This is a genomic window from Corallococcus sp. AB038B (assembly GCF_003668955.1).
Taxonomy (GTDB): domain Bacteria; phylum Myxococcota; class Myxococcia; order Myxococcales; family Myxococcaceae; genus Corallococcus; species Corallococcus exiguus.
Genome location: NZ_RAWO01000025.1, coordinates 13,642 through 30,631 on the forward strand (window position 1 = coordinate 13,642; position 16,990 = coordinate 30,631).

Sequence of the window (16,990 nt, forward strand, 5' to 3'; positions counted from 1 at the left end):
CGGTGGTGGCGGGCGCGGACTCGCGCCATCTGGCCTACGTGGACTTCACCTCCGGCAGCACCGGGCGTCCCAAGGGCGTCGCGGTGGATCACCGCGCGGTGATGCGCCTGCTGCACCACCCGGCGTTCGCGCGCATGAGCGCGAACGAGACGTTCCTCCAGTTGGCGCCCATCTCCTTCGACCCGGTGACGCTGGAGGTCTGGGGACCGCTGCTGCACGGCGGACGGCTGGTGATGTTCCCGCCCACGTCGCCGTCGGACCTGGACGTGCTGGCCCAGGTCATCCAGCGCCATGGCGTCACCTCGATGATGCTCACCGCGGGCCTCTTCACGCAGGTCGCGGACCTGAAGCCGGAGGCCCTGACGGGCGTGCGCCAGCTGCTGGTGGGCGGCGACGTCGTCTCCCCGCCGCACGTGCGCAAGGTGCTGGAGGCGCATCCGGGGCTCGTCGTGACCGCGGGTTACGGCCCGACGGAGGCGACGCTCATCGCCGCCACGCACGTGATGACGGAAGCGGCGCGCGTGGACGCCCCCGTGCCGCTGGGCCGGCCCATCGCGAGGACGGACCTGTACGTGCTGGACGCGCGGGGACAGCCGGTGCCCCCGGGCATCCCGGGCGAGCTGCACATCGGCGGCGAGGGCCTGGCGCGCGGCTACATCTCCCGGCCGGACCTCACCGCGGAGCGTTTCATTCCGCATCCCTTCTCCTCGCGGCCCGGTGAGCGCCTCTACCGCACGGGCGACCTGACCCGCTGGCGCTCGGATGGGACGCTGGACTTCCTGGGCCGCACGGACCACCAGGTGAAGGTGCGCGGCTTCCGAATCGAACTGTCGGAGGTCGAGTCCGCGCTGGGCGCTCACCCGAACGTGCGCGAGACCGTGGCCGTGGTGCGCGAGGACGTGCCCGGCGACAAGCGCCTGGTGGCGTATGTCGTCGCCCCGTCCGCCCCCGAGCCGGAGGCGCTGCGCGACTTCATGCGCCAGCGGGTGCCGGACTACATGCTGCCGTCGGCCTTCGTCCTGCTGGAGTCGCTCCCGCTGACGACCCAGGGCAAGGTGGACCGCAAGGCCCTGCCCGCGCCGGAGGGACAGCGCGCCTCGCGCCGCGAATACGTGGCGCCGCGCACCCCGAGGGAGCAGGCGCTGGCCCAGGTGATGGCGCAGGTCCTGCGCGTGGAGCGCGTGGGTCTGGACGACAACTTCTTCGAGCTGGGCGGCGACTCCATCATCAGCCTGCAGGTGGTGGCGAAGGCGCGGCAGGCCGGCGTGCGGTTGCAGGTGAAGGACCTGTTCCAGCACCCCACCCTGGGCGCGCTGGCGGCCGTGGCCCGCGACGGAGATGCCACCCTCGCGGAGCAGGGCCCGGTGGTGGGCGACGTGCCCCTCACGCCCATCCAGGTGGACCTGTTCGAGCGTGAGCCGACGTACCCGCACCACTTCAACCACGCCCTGCTGCTCAAGACCCGTCAGCCGCTGAAGCACGACCTGTTGCAGCGGGCGGTCCAGGCGCTCGTCGCCCACCACGACGCCCTGCGCCTGCGCTACGTCCACGCCGAAGACGGCACGTGGCGCCAGGAGAGCGTGGCCCCTGAGTCCGCTCCGCCCGTGCTCCTCCAGGTGGACCTGTCGATGCTGCCTCCAGAGGCCCGGGCCGCCGGGATGGAACGGGAGGCCGCGCGCCTCCAGGCGGACTTCCACCTGGCGACACCGCCGCTGGTGCGCGTGGCGCTGTTCCATTTCGGTGCCGGTGAGCCGCAGCGCCTGTTGCTGATCATCCACCACCTCGTGGTGGACGCGGTGTCGTGGCGCATCCTGGTGGAGGACCTGGAGACGGCGTACCTCCAGCTCCAGTCCGCCCGCGCTCCGGCGCTGCCCGCGAAGACGACGTCGTTCCTGTCCTGGGCGCAGCGGCTGGAGAAGCACGCCCTGTCGGAAGTGCTGGGCGAGCAGGAATCCTTCTGGCGGGAGGCGATGCGCGGCGACGTGGCCCCGCTGCCCGTGGATGGCCCGGGTCCGTACACATACGCGTCACGAAGCAGCGTCGCCGTGGAGTTGGATGCGGAGGAGACGCGACAGCTGCTCCAGGAGACGCCCACGGGGTGGCGGGCGCGCATCGACGACGTGCTCCTGACCGCGCTCGGGCGGACGCTGGGAGAATGGACGGGGAAGCCGGACGTCCTCATCGAGTTGGAGGGTCACGGCCGCGAAGAACTGTTCGCGGACGTGGACGTGTCGCGCACCGTGGGCTGGTTCACGTCCGTGGCGCCGGCGCTGCTGCGGCTGCCCAAGGGTGGCTCACTGGGAGACGGGCTGCGCGCAGTGCGAGACTCGCTGAAGGCGTGGCCCGGCCGCGGCATCGGCTTCAATCTGCTGCGCCACCTGGGGCCGCCGGAGACGCGGGCCCGGTTGGCCGCGCTGCCCAAGGCGCAGGTGTCGTTCAACTACCTGGGGCAGTTGGACGGCACGGCCGCCGCCAGCACGCTCTTCACCATGAGCGACGAGCCGGTGGGCCCCATCGTGGAGCCCCGGGCCTTGCAGCCGCACGCGCTGGCGGTGGACGGTTCGGTGCTCCAGGGCCGGCTGCGGATGACGTTCGGCTACAGCCACCAGCAGCACCACGAGGCGACGGTGCGCGCGCTGGCGGAGCGCTTCCTCGGAGTGCTGCGCGAGCTCATCGCCCAGCGCCATTCCGAGGATGCGCGGCGGCGCACGCCCGGCGACTTCCCGCTGGCCCGCCTGTCCCAGGCCGCGCTGGACGCGGTGTTGGCGGCGCAGGGCCCTACGGTGGAGGACGTGTTCCCGCTGTCCCCGCTCCAGGAGGGCATGCTCTTCCACGCCCTGAATGATCCGGAGGCGGCCTACTACTTCGAGCAGGCCGGGTGGTCGAGCCACTCGGACGTGGACATCGCGCTGCTCCAGCGGACGTGGCAGACGGCGGTGGACCGCAACCCCATTCTGCGCACCGCGTTCGTGTGGGAGGGCCTGGAGTCGCCGCTCCAGGTGGTGCAGTCGCACGCCTCGTTGCCGTTCATCGTCCACGACTGGCGCCACCTGCCAGAGGCGGAGCAGCCGGCCGCGTTGGCGAAGCTCACGGCGGAGGACCGTGCACGCGGCTTCGACGTGTCGCGGGCGCCGCTGTCTCGGATGACGGTGGTGCGCCTGGGCGAGTCGCGCTGGCGCTTCCTCTGGAGCCACCACCACCTGCTGATGGACGGCTGGAGCATGGGCCTGTTCTTCCAGGAGGTCTTCGCCCTCTACGACGCCGTGCACGCCGGGACTCCGCCGCCGCCCATGGGCCGGCCTCCGTTCCGCGACTACATCGCGTGGTTGGACCGCCGGGACCTGGCGGAGGACGAGCGCTTCTGGAGAGATCAGCTCACGGGCCTGTCGGCGCCCACGCCCCTGCCCTCGGCGCGGCCTGCGTCCCTGGTGCGGCCCAGCACGTCCGAGAAGCGGCCCGACGTGAGGGTGACGCTGCCGGCGTCGATCACCACCGCACTGGAGGCCTTCGCGCGGCGGCATCAGCTCACGCTCAACACGCTGACGCAGGCGGCCTGGTCGTTGGTGCTGGCGCGCCACGCGGACACGCGCGACGTGCTCTTCGGAACGACGCTCGCGGGCCGTCCGCCGGAGCTGCCGGGCGCGGACGCCATGCTGGGCCTGCTCATCACCACGCAGCCGGTACGCATCACGCTGCCCGGTGAGGGCGAACCGGTGCTGCCGTGGCTCCAGTCGCTCCAGGCGAAGCTCCTGGGCATCCAGCAGCACCAGTACTCACCGCTGGTCTCGACGCACGGCTGGAGCGACATCCCCCGAGGGCAGCCGCTCTTCCAGTCGCTGTTCGTCTTCGAGAACTACCCGTTCGACGCGTCGGTGTTGCGCCGCTTCACCGCGATGGATCTGCGCGACCTGGAGTTCGGCGACAGCACGAACTACCCGCTGTCGGCCACCGTGATACCGCGCGAAGAGCTCCAACTGCAGCTGGTCTACGACGCGGGCCACTTCGACGCGGACGCCATGCAGCGAGTGTTGGGCCAGTGGCGACAGGCGCTGGAGGGATTGCTCCATCCGGACGCCCGGATCGAGGACGTGTCGATGCTGCCTGCGGAGGACCGCGCGTGGCTGCTGCGCACCGGCAGCGGCGACGCCATGGATTTCGAGCGCGACACCACCCTGCATGCGCGCTTCGAACGCCAGGCCGCCACGACGCCGGACGCGGACGCAGTGGTGTTCGGCGGGACGACGCTGACCTTCCACCAGCTCAACGCGCAGGCGAACCAGCTCGCCTGGCACCTGCGGTCGCTGGGAGTGGGCCCGGAGGTGATGGTGGGCCTGTGCCTGGAGCGGTCGGCGGAGGCCATCGTGGCGCTGCTGGCGGTGCTCAAGGCCGGAGGCGCCTTCGTGCCGGTGGACCCGTCGGCGCCCGCCGCGCGCAAATCGTTTGTCCTCAAGGATGGTGGCGCGTCGGTGCTGGTGACGACGCAGGCCCTGCAAGAAGCGTGGCACCCAGAGGTGCCCCACCTGGTGCTGGTGGATGCAAAACCTGTCGGACAGTCGGACAGGTTTGCTGAGAACCTGCCGCCGGCGGCGGGCCCGGCGAACCTGGCCTACGTCATCTACACGTCGGGCTCCACCGGTACGCCGAAGGGCGTGATGGTGCAGCACCGGTCGGTCCTCAACTTGCATCAGGCGCTGACCCGCAGCCTCCACGCGGGGTTGGCACCGGGACAGCGCGTCACCGTCAACGCGCCGCTGCACTTCGACGCATCCATCGCCCAGGTGGTCCAGCTGCTGAGCGGCCACTGCCTGCACATCGTCCCGGACGACGTGCGGCAGGACGCGGAGGCGATGGTGGCGTGGCTGGAGAGCCAGCGCATCGACGTGCTGGACTGCACGCCGTCGCAGCTGCGGCTCATGCTGGCCTCGGGCCTGCTGGAGCGCGCCCACGTGCCTGGAGTCATCTCCGTCGGTGGCGAGGCGGTGGACGAAAGCTCCTGGCGCCAGCTGCGTGCATCCAACCGCACGCGGGCGTTCAACGAGTACGGCCCCACGGAATGCACGGTGGACGCGGCGGACTGGCGCATCCAGGACGCGCCCCAGGAGACGCCCGTCATCGGGCGGCCACTGGCGAACCTCAACGCGTACGTGCTCGACGGGCACCAGCGACTGGTGCCCTTGGGAACGCCGGGCGAGCTGTGCCTCGGCGGTGAAGGCGTCACGCGTGGCTACCTGGGCCGACCGGACCTGACGGCCGAACGCTTCGTGCCGGATCCGTTCAGCACGGAGCCCGGCGCGCGGATCTACCGCACGGGTGACAAGGCCCGCTGGCGCGAGGACGGCACGCTGGAATACCTGGGCCGGTTGGACTTCCAGGTGAAGCTGCGCGGCTACCGCATCGAGCTGGGTGAAATCGAGGCCGCGCTGCGCTCGCACCCGGACATCCGGGACGCGGTAGTGCTGGTTCGCGAGGACCGGCTCACCGCCTGGATCGCGCCCCAGGTGGACACGGCGCCCCTGCGTCAGCACCTCCGGCGGACCCTGCCGGAGTACATGGTGCCCGCCGCGTTCGTTGCGCTGGACGCCCTGCCCCAGACCCCCAACGGCAAGGTGGACCGCAACGCCCTGCCCTCGCCAGAGGCTGCCCCGGCCTCCGAGCGCGTCATCGAACCGCCCTCGACGCCCACGGAGGTGACGCTGGCCTCGCTGTGGAGCGAAGTGCTCCGCGTCCCGGCGGTGGGCCGCCATGACGGCTTCTTCGAACTGGGCGGCCACTCGCTGCTGGCCACGCAGCTGGTGTCGCGAGTGCGTGCGCGCTTCGGCATGGAGCTGCCCCTGCGGGCGCTGCTGGAAGGCCCCACCGTGGCGGAGCTGGCGCGCCGGATCGACGCGCTCCAACAGCCCCAGCAGCAGGATGCGTCCGCTTCCGCGCTGCCCTCGCTGGTCCGCGCGGCACGGCCGGACGTGCTGCCGCTGTCGTTCGCGCAGCAGCGCTTGTGGTTCGTCGAGCAGCTGGGCACCGCGGGCACCGCCTACAGCATCTCGCACCTGATGGACCTGGATGGCTCGCTGGACGTCATCGTCCTGCTGGCCGCGTTCGACGAACTGGTGCGCCGCCACGAAGCGCTGCGCACCACGTTCCAGTCGCGCGAAGGCACGCCGTCGCAGGTCATCCACCCGCCGTTCCCCATGTCCCTGCGGCACGCGGACCTGTCCGCGCTCCCGACACATGAGGCGCGGGAAGCGGAGGTGTCGCGGCTGGCCCGGGAGGAGTCCTCCACCCCGTTCGACCTGGAACAGGGCCCGCTGTTCCGAGGGCTCCTGATGAAGCTCGGGGCCACGAAGCACGTGCTGCTGCTCAACACGCACCACATCGTCACGGATGGCTGGTCCACCGGTGTGCTGGTGCGGGAGATGGGCGTGCTCTACGCGGCGTTCGCGGCGGAGCAGCCGTCGCCGTTGCCGGAGCTGACGGTGCAGTTCGCGGACCACGCCCTCTGGCAGCGCGCCTGGTTCCAGGGCGAGGTGCTGGAGTCGCAGGTCACGTACTGGCGTGACCTGCTCGCCGGTGCTGCCCCCTACCTGGAGCTGCCCACGGACCACCCGCGTCCATCACTTCAGGGGGCCTATCGCGCCGGCTCCCAGCCCCTCGTCCTGTCGCGGGAGCTGAGCGAAGCGGTGGAGGCATACGCGCGGCAAGCGTCCGCCACTCCGTTCATGGTGCTGCTCACGGCGTTCCAGTTGCTGTTGCACCGGTACTCCGGACAAGAGGACGTGCTCGTGGGATCGCCCATCGCGGGCCGTCGCCACGCCGAGTCGGAGTCGCTGATCGGCTACTTCGCGAACACGGTCGTGCTGCGCACCCGGATGCGCGGGACACAGCGCTTCCGCGAGCTGCTGGACGCGGTGCGCGCCACCACGCTGGGCGCCTACGAGCACCAGGACCTCCCCTTCGAAAAGCTGGTGGAGGTGCTCCAGCCGGAGCGCGACCTGGGCCGCACACCGCTCTTCCAGGTGACGTTCACGCTCCAGAACGCACCCATGCCGGAGCTGGCGCTGCCAGGACTGACCCTCAAGGCCCGCGAGGACCTGAAGGAGTCCACCCACTTCGATCTGCAATGCGTGCTGGCTCGAGGGCCGGACGGCTTCGAAGGCGTGCTGGGCTTCAACCAGGACCTGTTCGATCCGGACACGGTGGCCGGCATGGTCGAGCACCTGCGGGTGCTCCTGGAGTCGGCGCTCCGCTCGCCGGACGCGCGGCTGCCGGAGCTGCCGTGGCTCACCAGGGCGGAGCGTCAGCGGCTGCTCTCCGACTGGAGCGGCACCTCCCGCGACTTCCCGCGTGACGCGTCCGTGGCCTCGCTCTTCACCGAGCAGGCCGCGCGCACGCCGGACGCCACGGCGCTCAAAGCCGGTGAGCGGCGGATGTCCTACGCGGCGTTGGACCGGGCTTCGAACCAGCTCGCGCATCACCTGCGGCGTCAGGGCGTGCGGCCCGGCCACCGGGTGGGCCTGTGCGTGGAGCGTTCCTTCGAGAGCATCACCGCGCTGCTCGGCATCCTGAAGGCCGGCGCGGCCTACGTGCCGGTGGATCCCCAGGCCCCCGCGGAGCGCATCGCGTGGGTGCTGCGCGAGGCGGGCGTCAGCCTGCTCGTGACCGAGGACGCGGTGGCAGACGAGCTGCCGGCTGTCACGGACCTCCAGGTCCTGTTGGACGCGGACGCCGCTGTCATCGCACGGCAGTCCGAAGCGGCGCTGGATCTGGCGGTGTCCTCGGAGGCGCTTGCCTACGTGATGTTCACGTCGGGCAGCACGGGGCGCCCCAAGGGCGTGAGCGTGCCGCACCGGGGCATCACACGACTGGTGCGCGGCGCGGACTTCGTCCACTTCGGTCCGGAGGAGGTATTCCTCCACCTGGCACCCATCGCGTTCGACGCGTCCACGCTGGAAGTCTGGGGCGCGCTGCTGAACGGGGCGACGCTGGTCGTGGCCCCCGCGGGCGCGCTGTCGCTCGGGGACACGGGCGCGCTGCTGCGGCGCGAGGGCATCACCACGCTGTGGCTCACCGCCGCCCTCTTCGAGCAGATGGTGCTGCACCAGGGAGACGCGCTGGCCCGCGTGAGGCAGGTGCTGGCGGGTGGCGACGTGCTGCCCGTGGAGCGAGTGCGCGAACACCTGAAGCGGCTGCCTCCAGGCGCCGTGCTGGTCAACGGCTACGGCCCCACGGAGAACACGACATTCTCCGCCACGCACACGCTGCGCGCCGGGGACACCGTGGGCCGCTCGGTGCCCATTGGCCGGCCGCTGTCGAACTCCACGGTGTGGGTGCTGGACGCGGCGCTCCAGCCCGTACCGCCGGGTGTGCCGGGCACGCTGTACGTAGGCGGAGACGGCCTGGCCTGGGGCTACCTCCAGCGCCCGGACCTCACCGCCGAACGCTTCATCCCCCACCCCTTCGCCAACGAACCCGGAGCGCGCCTCTACGACACGGGCGACCGAGTGCGCTGGCTGCGTGACGGGACATTGGAGTTCCTGGGCCGCGCCGACTTCCAGGTGAAGCTGCGTGGCTTCCGAATCGAGCTGGGCGAAATCGAAGCCGTGCTGCGCCAGTCGCCGGAGGTCGAAGAGTCGGTGGCCGTGGTGCGCGAGGACGTGCCCGGCGACAAGCGCCTCGTGGCCTACGTGGTGAGCAGTGAAAGCCTGGACACAGGCGTGCTGCGGGCAGCCGTGCAGAAGCAGCTGCCGGACTACATGGTGCCCTCGGCCATCGTCGTGCTGCCGAAGCTGCCCCTGAGTGCCAACGGCAAGGTGGACCGCAAGGCCCTGCCCGCGCCGAAGACCCGTGTGGCGGACCCCGCATCCGCCACGCCACGGAGCGCGCTGGAGAAGGCACTCGCGGACATCTGGGCGGAGGTGCTGCATCTGGAGACGGTGGACATCCACGGCGACTTCTTCGAGCTGGGTGGGCACTCGCTGCTGGCCACGCAGGTGGTGGCGCGCATCCGTTCATCGCTGGGCCTGGAGCTGCCACTGGGCGAGCTGTTCCGCGCGCCCACGGTCGCGTCGCTGGCGGAGCGGCTGGTGGATGCCCGCCGCACCCAGGCGCCGCCGCTGGTCCCCGTGTCGCGCACGTCGGCGCCGGCGCTGTCCTTCGCGCAGCAGCGGCTGTGGTTCGTGGACCAGTTGGAGCCAGGCAGCCCGCTCTACAACATGCCGCTGGCGCTGAGCCTCACCGGCGACCTGGACGTGGAAGCATTGCGCGGAAGCCTGGACGCGCTGATGGCGCGGCATGAATCCCTGCGGACCACCTTCCGCATGGAGGCGGGCAAGCCGGTACAGGACATCCACCCGGAGGGCCACGTCCCCCTGGAGTTGGTCGACCTGACGGGCCTGGGCAGCCGCGCCGCGAGGCAGGCCGAAGCCCAGCGCCAGGGCCACGCGGAGACGCTGCGGCCGTTCGACCTGACGCGCGGTCCGGTGATCCGCGCGCTGCTCCTGAAGCTGGACGCGCGTGAGCACGTGCTGGTGCTGCACCTGCATCACATCGTGTCCGACGGCTGGTCGCTGGGCGTCCTCGTACGGGAGCTCACGGCCCTCTACGCGGCGCTGCGAACGGGCCAGCCTGTGACGCTGCCCCCGCTGCCAGTGCAGTACGCGGACTACGCCATCTGGCAGCGCGACTGGCTCCAGGGCGGCGTGCTCCAGGCACAGGTGGAGTGGTGGAAGCAGCAATTGTCCGGGGCGCCCTTCGTGCTGGACCTGCCCACGGACCGGCCTCGGACGGCCGGTGCGGATCGGCACGGTGGGCGGCTCAGGGTGTCGCTGCCGCGCGCCCTGAGCGAGCGCGTGGAGGCGCTGGCGCAAGCGGAAGGCACCACGCCCTTCATGGCGCTGCTTGCTGCGTTCCAGGCCGTGCTGTCGCGCACGTCCGGACAGGACGACGTGCTGGTGGGTTCGCCCATCGCGAACCGCCGGCAGGCGGAGACGGAAGGCCTCATCGGCTTCTTCGTGAACATGCTGGTGCTGCGCGGTCGCTTCAGCACGCGGACGACGTTCCGCGAGCTGCTCGCGCAGATGCGCACCACCACGCTGGGCGCCTACGAGCACCAGGACATCCCGTTCGAACACCTGGTGGAGGCGCTCCAGCCCGAGCGTGACCTGGGCCGCACGCCGCTGTTCCAGGCGATGTTCGCGCTCCAGAACGCCCCCTTGCCGGAGCTGGCAGTGCCCGGTCTCACCGTGGCGCCAGCCCACCTGGAGGGCGATGCCCCCTCGCAGTTCGAGCTGGCCCTGAACCTGAGCCGCTCGGCGGACGGCTACGAGGGCCACCTGGGCTACGCGGCGGAGTTGTTCGACACGGCGACCATCGAGCGGCTCTTCGCCCAGCTGCGGCGGTTGCTGGAGGCCGTGTGCGACGCGCCGGACCTGCCGCTGGCGGACGTGTCGCTCGTCTCGCCGGAGGAGCTGGTGCGGCTGGTGCGCGTGGGCAGCGGCGAGTTGGTGGACTTCGAACGGGACGCCACGTTGCACGGCCTCATCGAGCGGCAGGTGGCGCGCACCCCGGATGCCCCCGCTGTCGTGTTCGAGGAGTCATCGCTGACGTACCGGCAGCTCGACACGCGGGCGAACCAGCTCGCGTGGCGGCTGCGTTCGCTGGGCGTGGGGCCAGAGGTGAAGGTGGCGCTGTGCCTGGAGCGCTCGGTGGAGGCCATCGTGGCGCTCCTCGGGGTGCTCAAGGCTGGTGGCGCCTTCGTCCCGTTGGATCCTTCCGCCCCGGCGGCGCGCAGGGACTTCGTGCTGAAGGACAGCGGCGCGGCGGTGCTCGTCACGACCGAAGCCGCCTGCGGGGACTGGAGCCCCGACGGCGTCCACGAAGTGTGGCTGGACGTCGAGCAGACCGGCCTGGGCGCGCTCTCGCATGAGCCCCTGCCCGCCCTGACGGGCCCGGAGCACCTGGCGTACGTGCTGTACACGTCCGGCTCCACGGGCACGCCCAAGGGCGTGATGGTGCAACACCGCACCATCCTCAACATGCACCGGGCCTTCATCCGCGCCTTCTACGCGGGCCAGCCCAAAGGCCAGCGCGTCACCGTCAACGCGCCGCTGTACTTCGACGCGGTGATGGACCGCGTGGTGCAGCTCATCGACGGCCACTGCCTCCACATCGTCCCGGACGCGCTGCGCGTGGACCCGGAAGCGATGCTGGCGTGGCTGGAGCAGCACCGCATCGACTCGTTCGACTGCACGCCCGCGCAGCTCAAACCCCTCCTGGCGGCGGGGATGCTGGAGCGGGCCTGGGTGCCGCCCCTCGTGATGATGGGAGGCGACGCACTGGACGCGGAGGCGTGGCGCAAGCTGGCCGCGACGGACCGCACGCGCGTCTTCAACGGCTACGGCCCCACGGAGTGCACGGTCTGCACGGCGGGCGTCGTCATCCAGGGGAGCCTCCGCACGGAGCCCTTCATCGGCCGGCCCGTAGCGAACCTGAACGCGTACGTGCTCGACGCGAGGCAGCGCCTGGTGCCCTTCGGCACGCCGGGCGAGTTGTGCTTCTCCGGCGAAAGCGTCACCCGCGGCTACCTGGGCCGTCCGGACCTGACGGCCGAGCGCTTCGTGCCAGACCCCTTCAGCGCTGAGCCCGGAGCCCGCCTCTACCGCACGGGAGACAAGGGCCGCTGGCGGCCGGACGGGACGTTGGAGTTCATGGGCCGCCTGGACTTCCAGGTGAAGCTGCGCGGCTACCGCATCGAGCTGGGCGAAATCGAAGCCACGCTGCGCACCCACGCGGGCGTCCGTGACGCGGTGGCCCTGGTGCGCGAGGACGTGCCGGGCGACGCGCGGCTCGTGGCCTACGTGGTGACGGAAGGCGACACGGAAGGACTGCGCGAGCACCTGCGCCGGCACCTGCCGGAGTACATGGTGCCGTCTGCTTTCGTCGCCCTGCCCGCCCTGCCGCTGACGCCCAACGGCAAGGTGGACCGCAAGGCGCTGCCCTCACCGGAGGCACGGCTGCGTGCCGCGCGCTCGTACGAGGCCCCGGCGACGCCCGCGGAGGTGGCCCTGGCCTCGCTGTGGGAGGAGTTGTTGAACGTGCCCGTCGTGGGCCGCAACGACCACTTCTTCGAACTGGGCGGCCACTCCATCCTGGCCACGCAACTGGTGTCCCGCATCCGCGCCCGCTTCGGCGTGGACGTGGGAGTCCGGGCGCTGTTCGAGTCCCCCACCGTAGCGGCGCTCGCCCAGCGGCTGCCGGATGCACCGGAGGCCAACGCCCTGCCACCGCTGCGTCCCGCCGCGACGCCCGGTCCGCACCCGCTGTCGTTCGCGCAGCAGCGGCTGTGGTTCATCGATCAGCTCGACCCGGGCAGCGCGCTCTACAACATGCCCACGGCGCTGCGACTCTCCGGCGCGGTGGACGTGCCCGCGCTCCAGCAGGCCTTCGATGCGCTGGTGGAACGCCACGAAGCACTGCGCACCACGTTCGAATCCCACGACGGTGAACCCCGCCAGCACGTGCACCCCGCCCCCACCGGAGTCCTGTCGGTGGTGGACCTGACGGGGCTTCCTGACGACGCACGTGAGGCGGAGGCGGTACGGCTCGCGAGCGAGGACGCGCTGAAGCCCTTCGACCTCGCCATGGGTCCGCTGGCGCGCCTCACGCTGCTGAAGCTGGGCGAAGCGGAGAACGTGCTGCTCCTGTGCATGCACCACTCCATCGGTGACGGCTGGTCCATGAGCATCCTGGTGCGCGAAGTCACCGCGCTCTATGAGGCCTTCCGGCAGGGCCAGCCCTCGCCGCTGACTCCATTGCCGGTGCAGTACCCGGACTTCGCCGTCTGGCAGCGCGGCTGGCTCCAGGGCGAAGTGCTGGACGCGCAGCTCGCGTGGTGGACGCAGCAGTTGGCCGGAGCCCCGCAGGCGCTGGCATTGCCCACGGACAAGCCGCGCCCGCCCCAGCGTTCCGCGAGGGGCGCCACCTTCCCGGTGCGCCTGTCGCAGGCGTTGAGCGAAGCGGTGGAGACCCTGGCCCACCGCGAAGGGGCCACGCCCTTCATGCTGTTGCTCGCGGCCTTCCAGACGCTGCTGCACCGGTACTCCGGGCAGGAGGACCTGCTGGTGGGCACGTCCATCGCGGGCCGGCGCCACGCGGAGACGGAGGGCCTCATCGGCTTCTTCGTCAACACACTGGTGCTCCGTGCACGGTTCGACGGCCGCCCGTCGTTCCGCCAACTGCTCTCGCAAGTGCGCGCCACCACGCTGGGCGCCTACGAGCACCAGGACATCCCCTTCGAGCGTTTGGTGGAGGCGGTGCAGCCCGCGCGAGACCTGTCGCGCACGCCGCTCATCCAGGCCCTCTTCACACTCCAGAATGTGCCGGAAGCGGAGGTGCGCCTGCCGGAGCTGACGCTGCGTCCGGTGGAGGTGGACCTGCACTCGACGAAGTTCGATCTGGACCTGAGCATGGCCCGCACGGTTCGGGGCTTCGAAGGCGCCCTCTCCTACGCCACGGACCTCTTCGAACCCGCCACGGCCCGCCGCCTCTCGGAGCACTTCCTCCAACTGCTGGAAGCCGCCGTCACCCGGCCGGACGCGAAGGTGGACAGCCTGCCCCTGCTGACGGCGGAGGAGCGCCAGTGGGTGCTGGAGGAGTGGAGCGGCGAGACGGCTCCCTTCGAAGTCGACGTGCCCTTCCACGCGCGCTTCGAACAGCAGGTGACGCGCACGCCCAAGGCACCCGCCGTGGTGATGGGCGACACCTCCGTGTCGTTCCACCAGCTCAACGTGCGCGCGAACCAACTGGCGCACTACCTGCGCGCGCTGGGCGTGGGCCCGGACGTGCCGGTGGCGTTCTGCCTGGACCGCTCGCCAGAGGCCATCGTCTCCATCCTGGGCATCCTCAAGGCGGGCGGCGCATACGTGCCGCTCGACCCGGCGGCCCCTGAAGCGCGCAAGGCCTTCATCCTGGAGAACAGCGGCGCGGCCGTGCTGGTGACCACCCAGGCGCAGGTGGAGTCGTGGCAGCCGCCGGCGCGGCACGTGGTGCGACTGGACGCGGACGCGCGGCGCATCGAGTCGTCCTCGCCGGGCAACCCTCGTTCGGGCGTGCGGCCGGAGCATCTGGCCTACGTCATCTACACGTCGGGCTCCACGGGCGCGCCCAAGGGCGTGATGATCCAGCACCGCTCGCTGGCGCATCTGCGGCGCGCGATGAACGAGACCTGCTTCGACCGGGCGTCGTCCCGGCCGCTGCGGGTCAGCGTCAACGCACCGTACTTCTTCGACGCGTCGGTGCAGCAACTGTCGCTGATGCTGGACGGCCACTGCCTGTTCCTCGTCCCGGAGGCCGTGCGTCGGGATCCGGAGGCGATGCTCACGTGGGTGGAGCAGCACCGCATCGACCTGCTGGACACCACGCCGTCGCAGTTCCAGCTGCTGCTGAATGCAGGCCTGCTGGAGCGCGAGCATGTGCCGAGCCTCTGCTCCATTGGCGGCGAAGCCATGGACGAGGTGACGTGGCGCACGCTCGCGGCGACGGAGCGGACCTGGGCGTTCAACGCCTACGGTCCGACCGAGACCACGGTGAACGCCACCATCGCCGCCATCCAGGGCAGCCCCATGTCCACGCCGGTCATCGGTCGCCCGCTGCTGAACCTGAGCGCGTACGTCCTGGATGCGAACCTGAACCCCGTGTCCGTGGGCGTCCCGGGCGAGCTGTACGTCGGGGGCGAGGGCCTGGCGCGTGGCTACCGCCACCGGCCGGATCTCACGGCGGAGCGCTTCATCCCCCATCCATTCAGCACGGAGCCCGGGGCGCGGATGTACCGCACGGGCGACCGGGTCCGGTGGATGCAGGATGGCACCCTGGAGTACCTGGGCCGGGTGGACTTCCAGGTGAAGCTGCGCGGCTACCGCATTGAGCTGGGAGAAATCGAGGCCGCGCTGCGTGCGTCGCCGGGCGTCCGCGACGCGACAGTGTTGCTGCGTGAGGACGTCCCCGGACTCCCGCGCCTGGTGGCGTATGTGACGCCGGAGGTGGACACCGCGACGCTGCGGGGACACCTGCAGCGCTCGTTGCCGGAGTACATGGTGCCCGCGGCCTATGTCGCCCTGCCCGTCCTGCCGCTGACGCCCAACGGCAAGGTGGACCGCAAGGCGCTGCCTGTCCCCGTGGACGGACCCGTGCGCCCTGAGACCCAGGTAGGCCCCAGGAACGAAGTCGAAGCGCGGATCGCGGCGCTCTGGGCGGAGGCGCTGGGCATGTCCACCGTGGACGTGCGCACCAGCTTCTTCGAATTGGGAGGGCACTCGCTGCTGGCGGTGCGGCTGATGGCGGCGGTGCACCGGGAGACGGGCCGGAAGCTCCCGCTGTCGGCGCTCTTCCAGGCTCCCAGCGTGGAGCGGTTCGCGGTCCTGCTGGGAGAGGCCGAGCCGAAGCCCTTCACGCCGCTGGTGCCCTTCACGAAGGAAGGCCCGGGCAGCGCGCCGCCGTTCTTCTGCGTGCACCCGGTGGGAGGCAACGTGCTGGCCTACGCGGAGCTCGCGCGGAGGATGGGAGTGGATCAGCCCTTCTACGGCATCCAGGCCCGAGGCCTCGACGGCACGGATCAGCCGCTGGACACCGTGGAGGCCCTGGCCGCCAGCTACGTGCGCGTGGTGCGCGGGGTCCAGGCTCACGGCCCGTATCACCTGGGCGGTTGGTCCCTGGGCGGCGTCATCGCCTACGAGATGGCGCACCAGCTCCGCGAAGCAGGTGAAGCGGTGGAGCTGGTGGCGATGATCGACTCGTACGTTCCAGAGACGGTGTCGGACTCGGAGTCGGACCTGGACCGCACGCTGGCGGTGGGCATGTTCGCGCAGGACCTGATGGGCGTGTCGCTGGCGGACCTGGACGTGGACACGGCGGAGTTGGCGACGCTGGAGCCTGAAGCGGCGCTCGCGAAGGTGCTGGAGTCCGCGGCCCGGTCCGGCGCGCTGCCACCCGGAGTGGACGCCACGGCCCTCTTCCAGGTCTTCGAGGCGAACCTCGAAGCGGCCCGGCGCTACCACCCGCCCGCCATGGATCAGCGGGTGGTGCGCTTCCAGGCGGAAGAGCTCGTCGATGACACGGGCACGGGAGACGGTGGCTGGGCGGCGCTCGTGGGAGACCGGCTGGAGTCGCACCGCCTGCCGGGCACCCACTACACGTTGCTACGCGATCCGGTGGTCCAGTCCGTGGCGGAGCTGCTGACGAAGGCGCTCCGCGACGCGGGCAAGAAGTAACGCAGTCACCCCGCTCCCTCCGTCGAGGGAGCGGGTGTCGGTGAAGGCGCGATACGGGATGTATCAGTCGGGTCAAGCTAGAAAGGTTTCCTGGGGTGGTTGAAGCGCCTGCTCGGTCGCGCTTGAGGGCGTGCCGAGTCCCCGCTCCCCGAGTGGGCTGGCGTCAGGAACCTCCGGGGTTTCGTTACCAGGAGTGCCGAGGAATTGAGCACCCGGGCTGCTATTAAGTGTCGGCGCTTTTTCGACACATGGATGGCTCCCCGTGCACGACTTCTCGCGAACCCTTCCTGGCGTCCTGCTGAAGCTTGTCCAAGGGCCGTCCGCCCACGCACCGCTCTACACGTTCCTGGGTGAAGCCGACGGTGAAGAGACCGTCTGGAGCGCGTCCGACTTGGACGTGCGAGCGCGGCGGATAGCCTCGGCGCTGCGTGAGCGCGGCGCGCAAGGCGAGCGCGTGCTGCTGCTGTACCCGCCGGGACTGGACTACATCGCGGGCTTCTTCGGCTGCTTGTACGCAGGCGCGGTGGCGGTGCCCGCGTATCCGCCGGACCCGATGCGGCTGGAGCGCACCCTGCCCCGCCTGCGCGCCATCATCCAGGATGCGCGTGCGTCGGTGGTGCTCACCACGTCGGGCATCCTCGGGCTGTCGGACTTCGTCTTCGAGCAGGCGCCGGACTTCCGCGCGCTGCACTGGATGGCGACGGACGAGTTGCCGGAGGGCGGCGAGCGGGACT

2 protein-coding genes (1 of these 2 cut by a window edge) are annotated in these 16,990 nt (G+C 70.9%); both read left to right on the forward strand.

Annotated elements, in window-relative coordinates; translation table 11 throughout:
* Positions 1-16,256 carry part of the coding region annotated (locus tag D7Y04_RS42095; RefSeq protein ID WP_121763019.1) for a non-ribosomal peptide synthase/polyketide synthase on the forward strand (this coding region is incomplete at its 5' end). Its footprint begins 13,641 nt before the window's first position, so 16,256 of the 29,897 annotated nt are shown.
* A 262-nt stretch (positions 16,257-16,518) separates the two neighbouring features.
* Positions 16,519-16,990, forward strand: a 472-nt coding sequence (locus D7Y04_RS42100; RefSeq protein WP_147477320.1) for an AMP-binding protein, incomplete at its 3' end; no start/stop codon positions are given.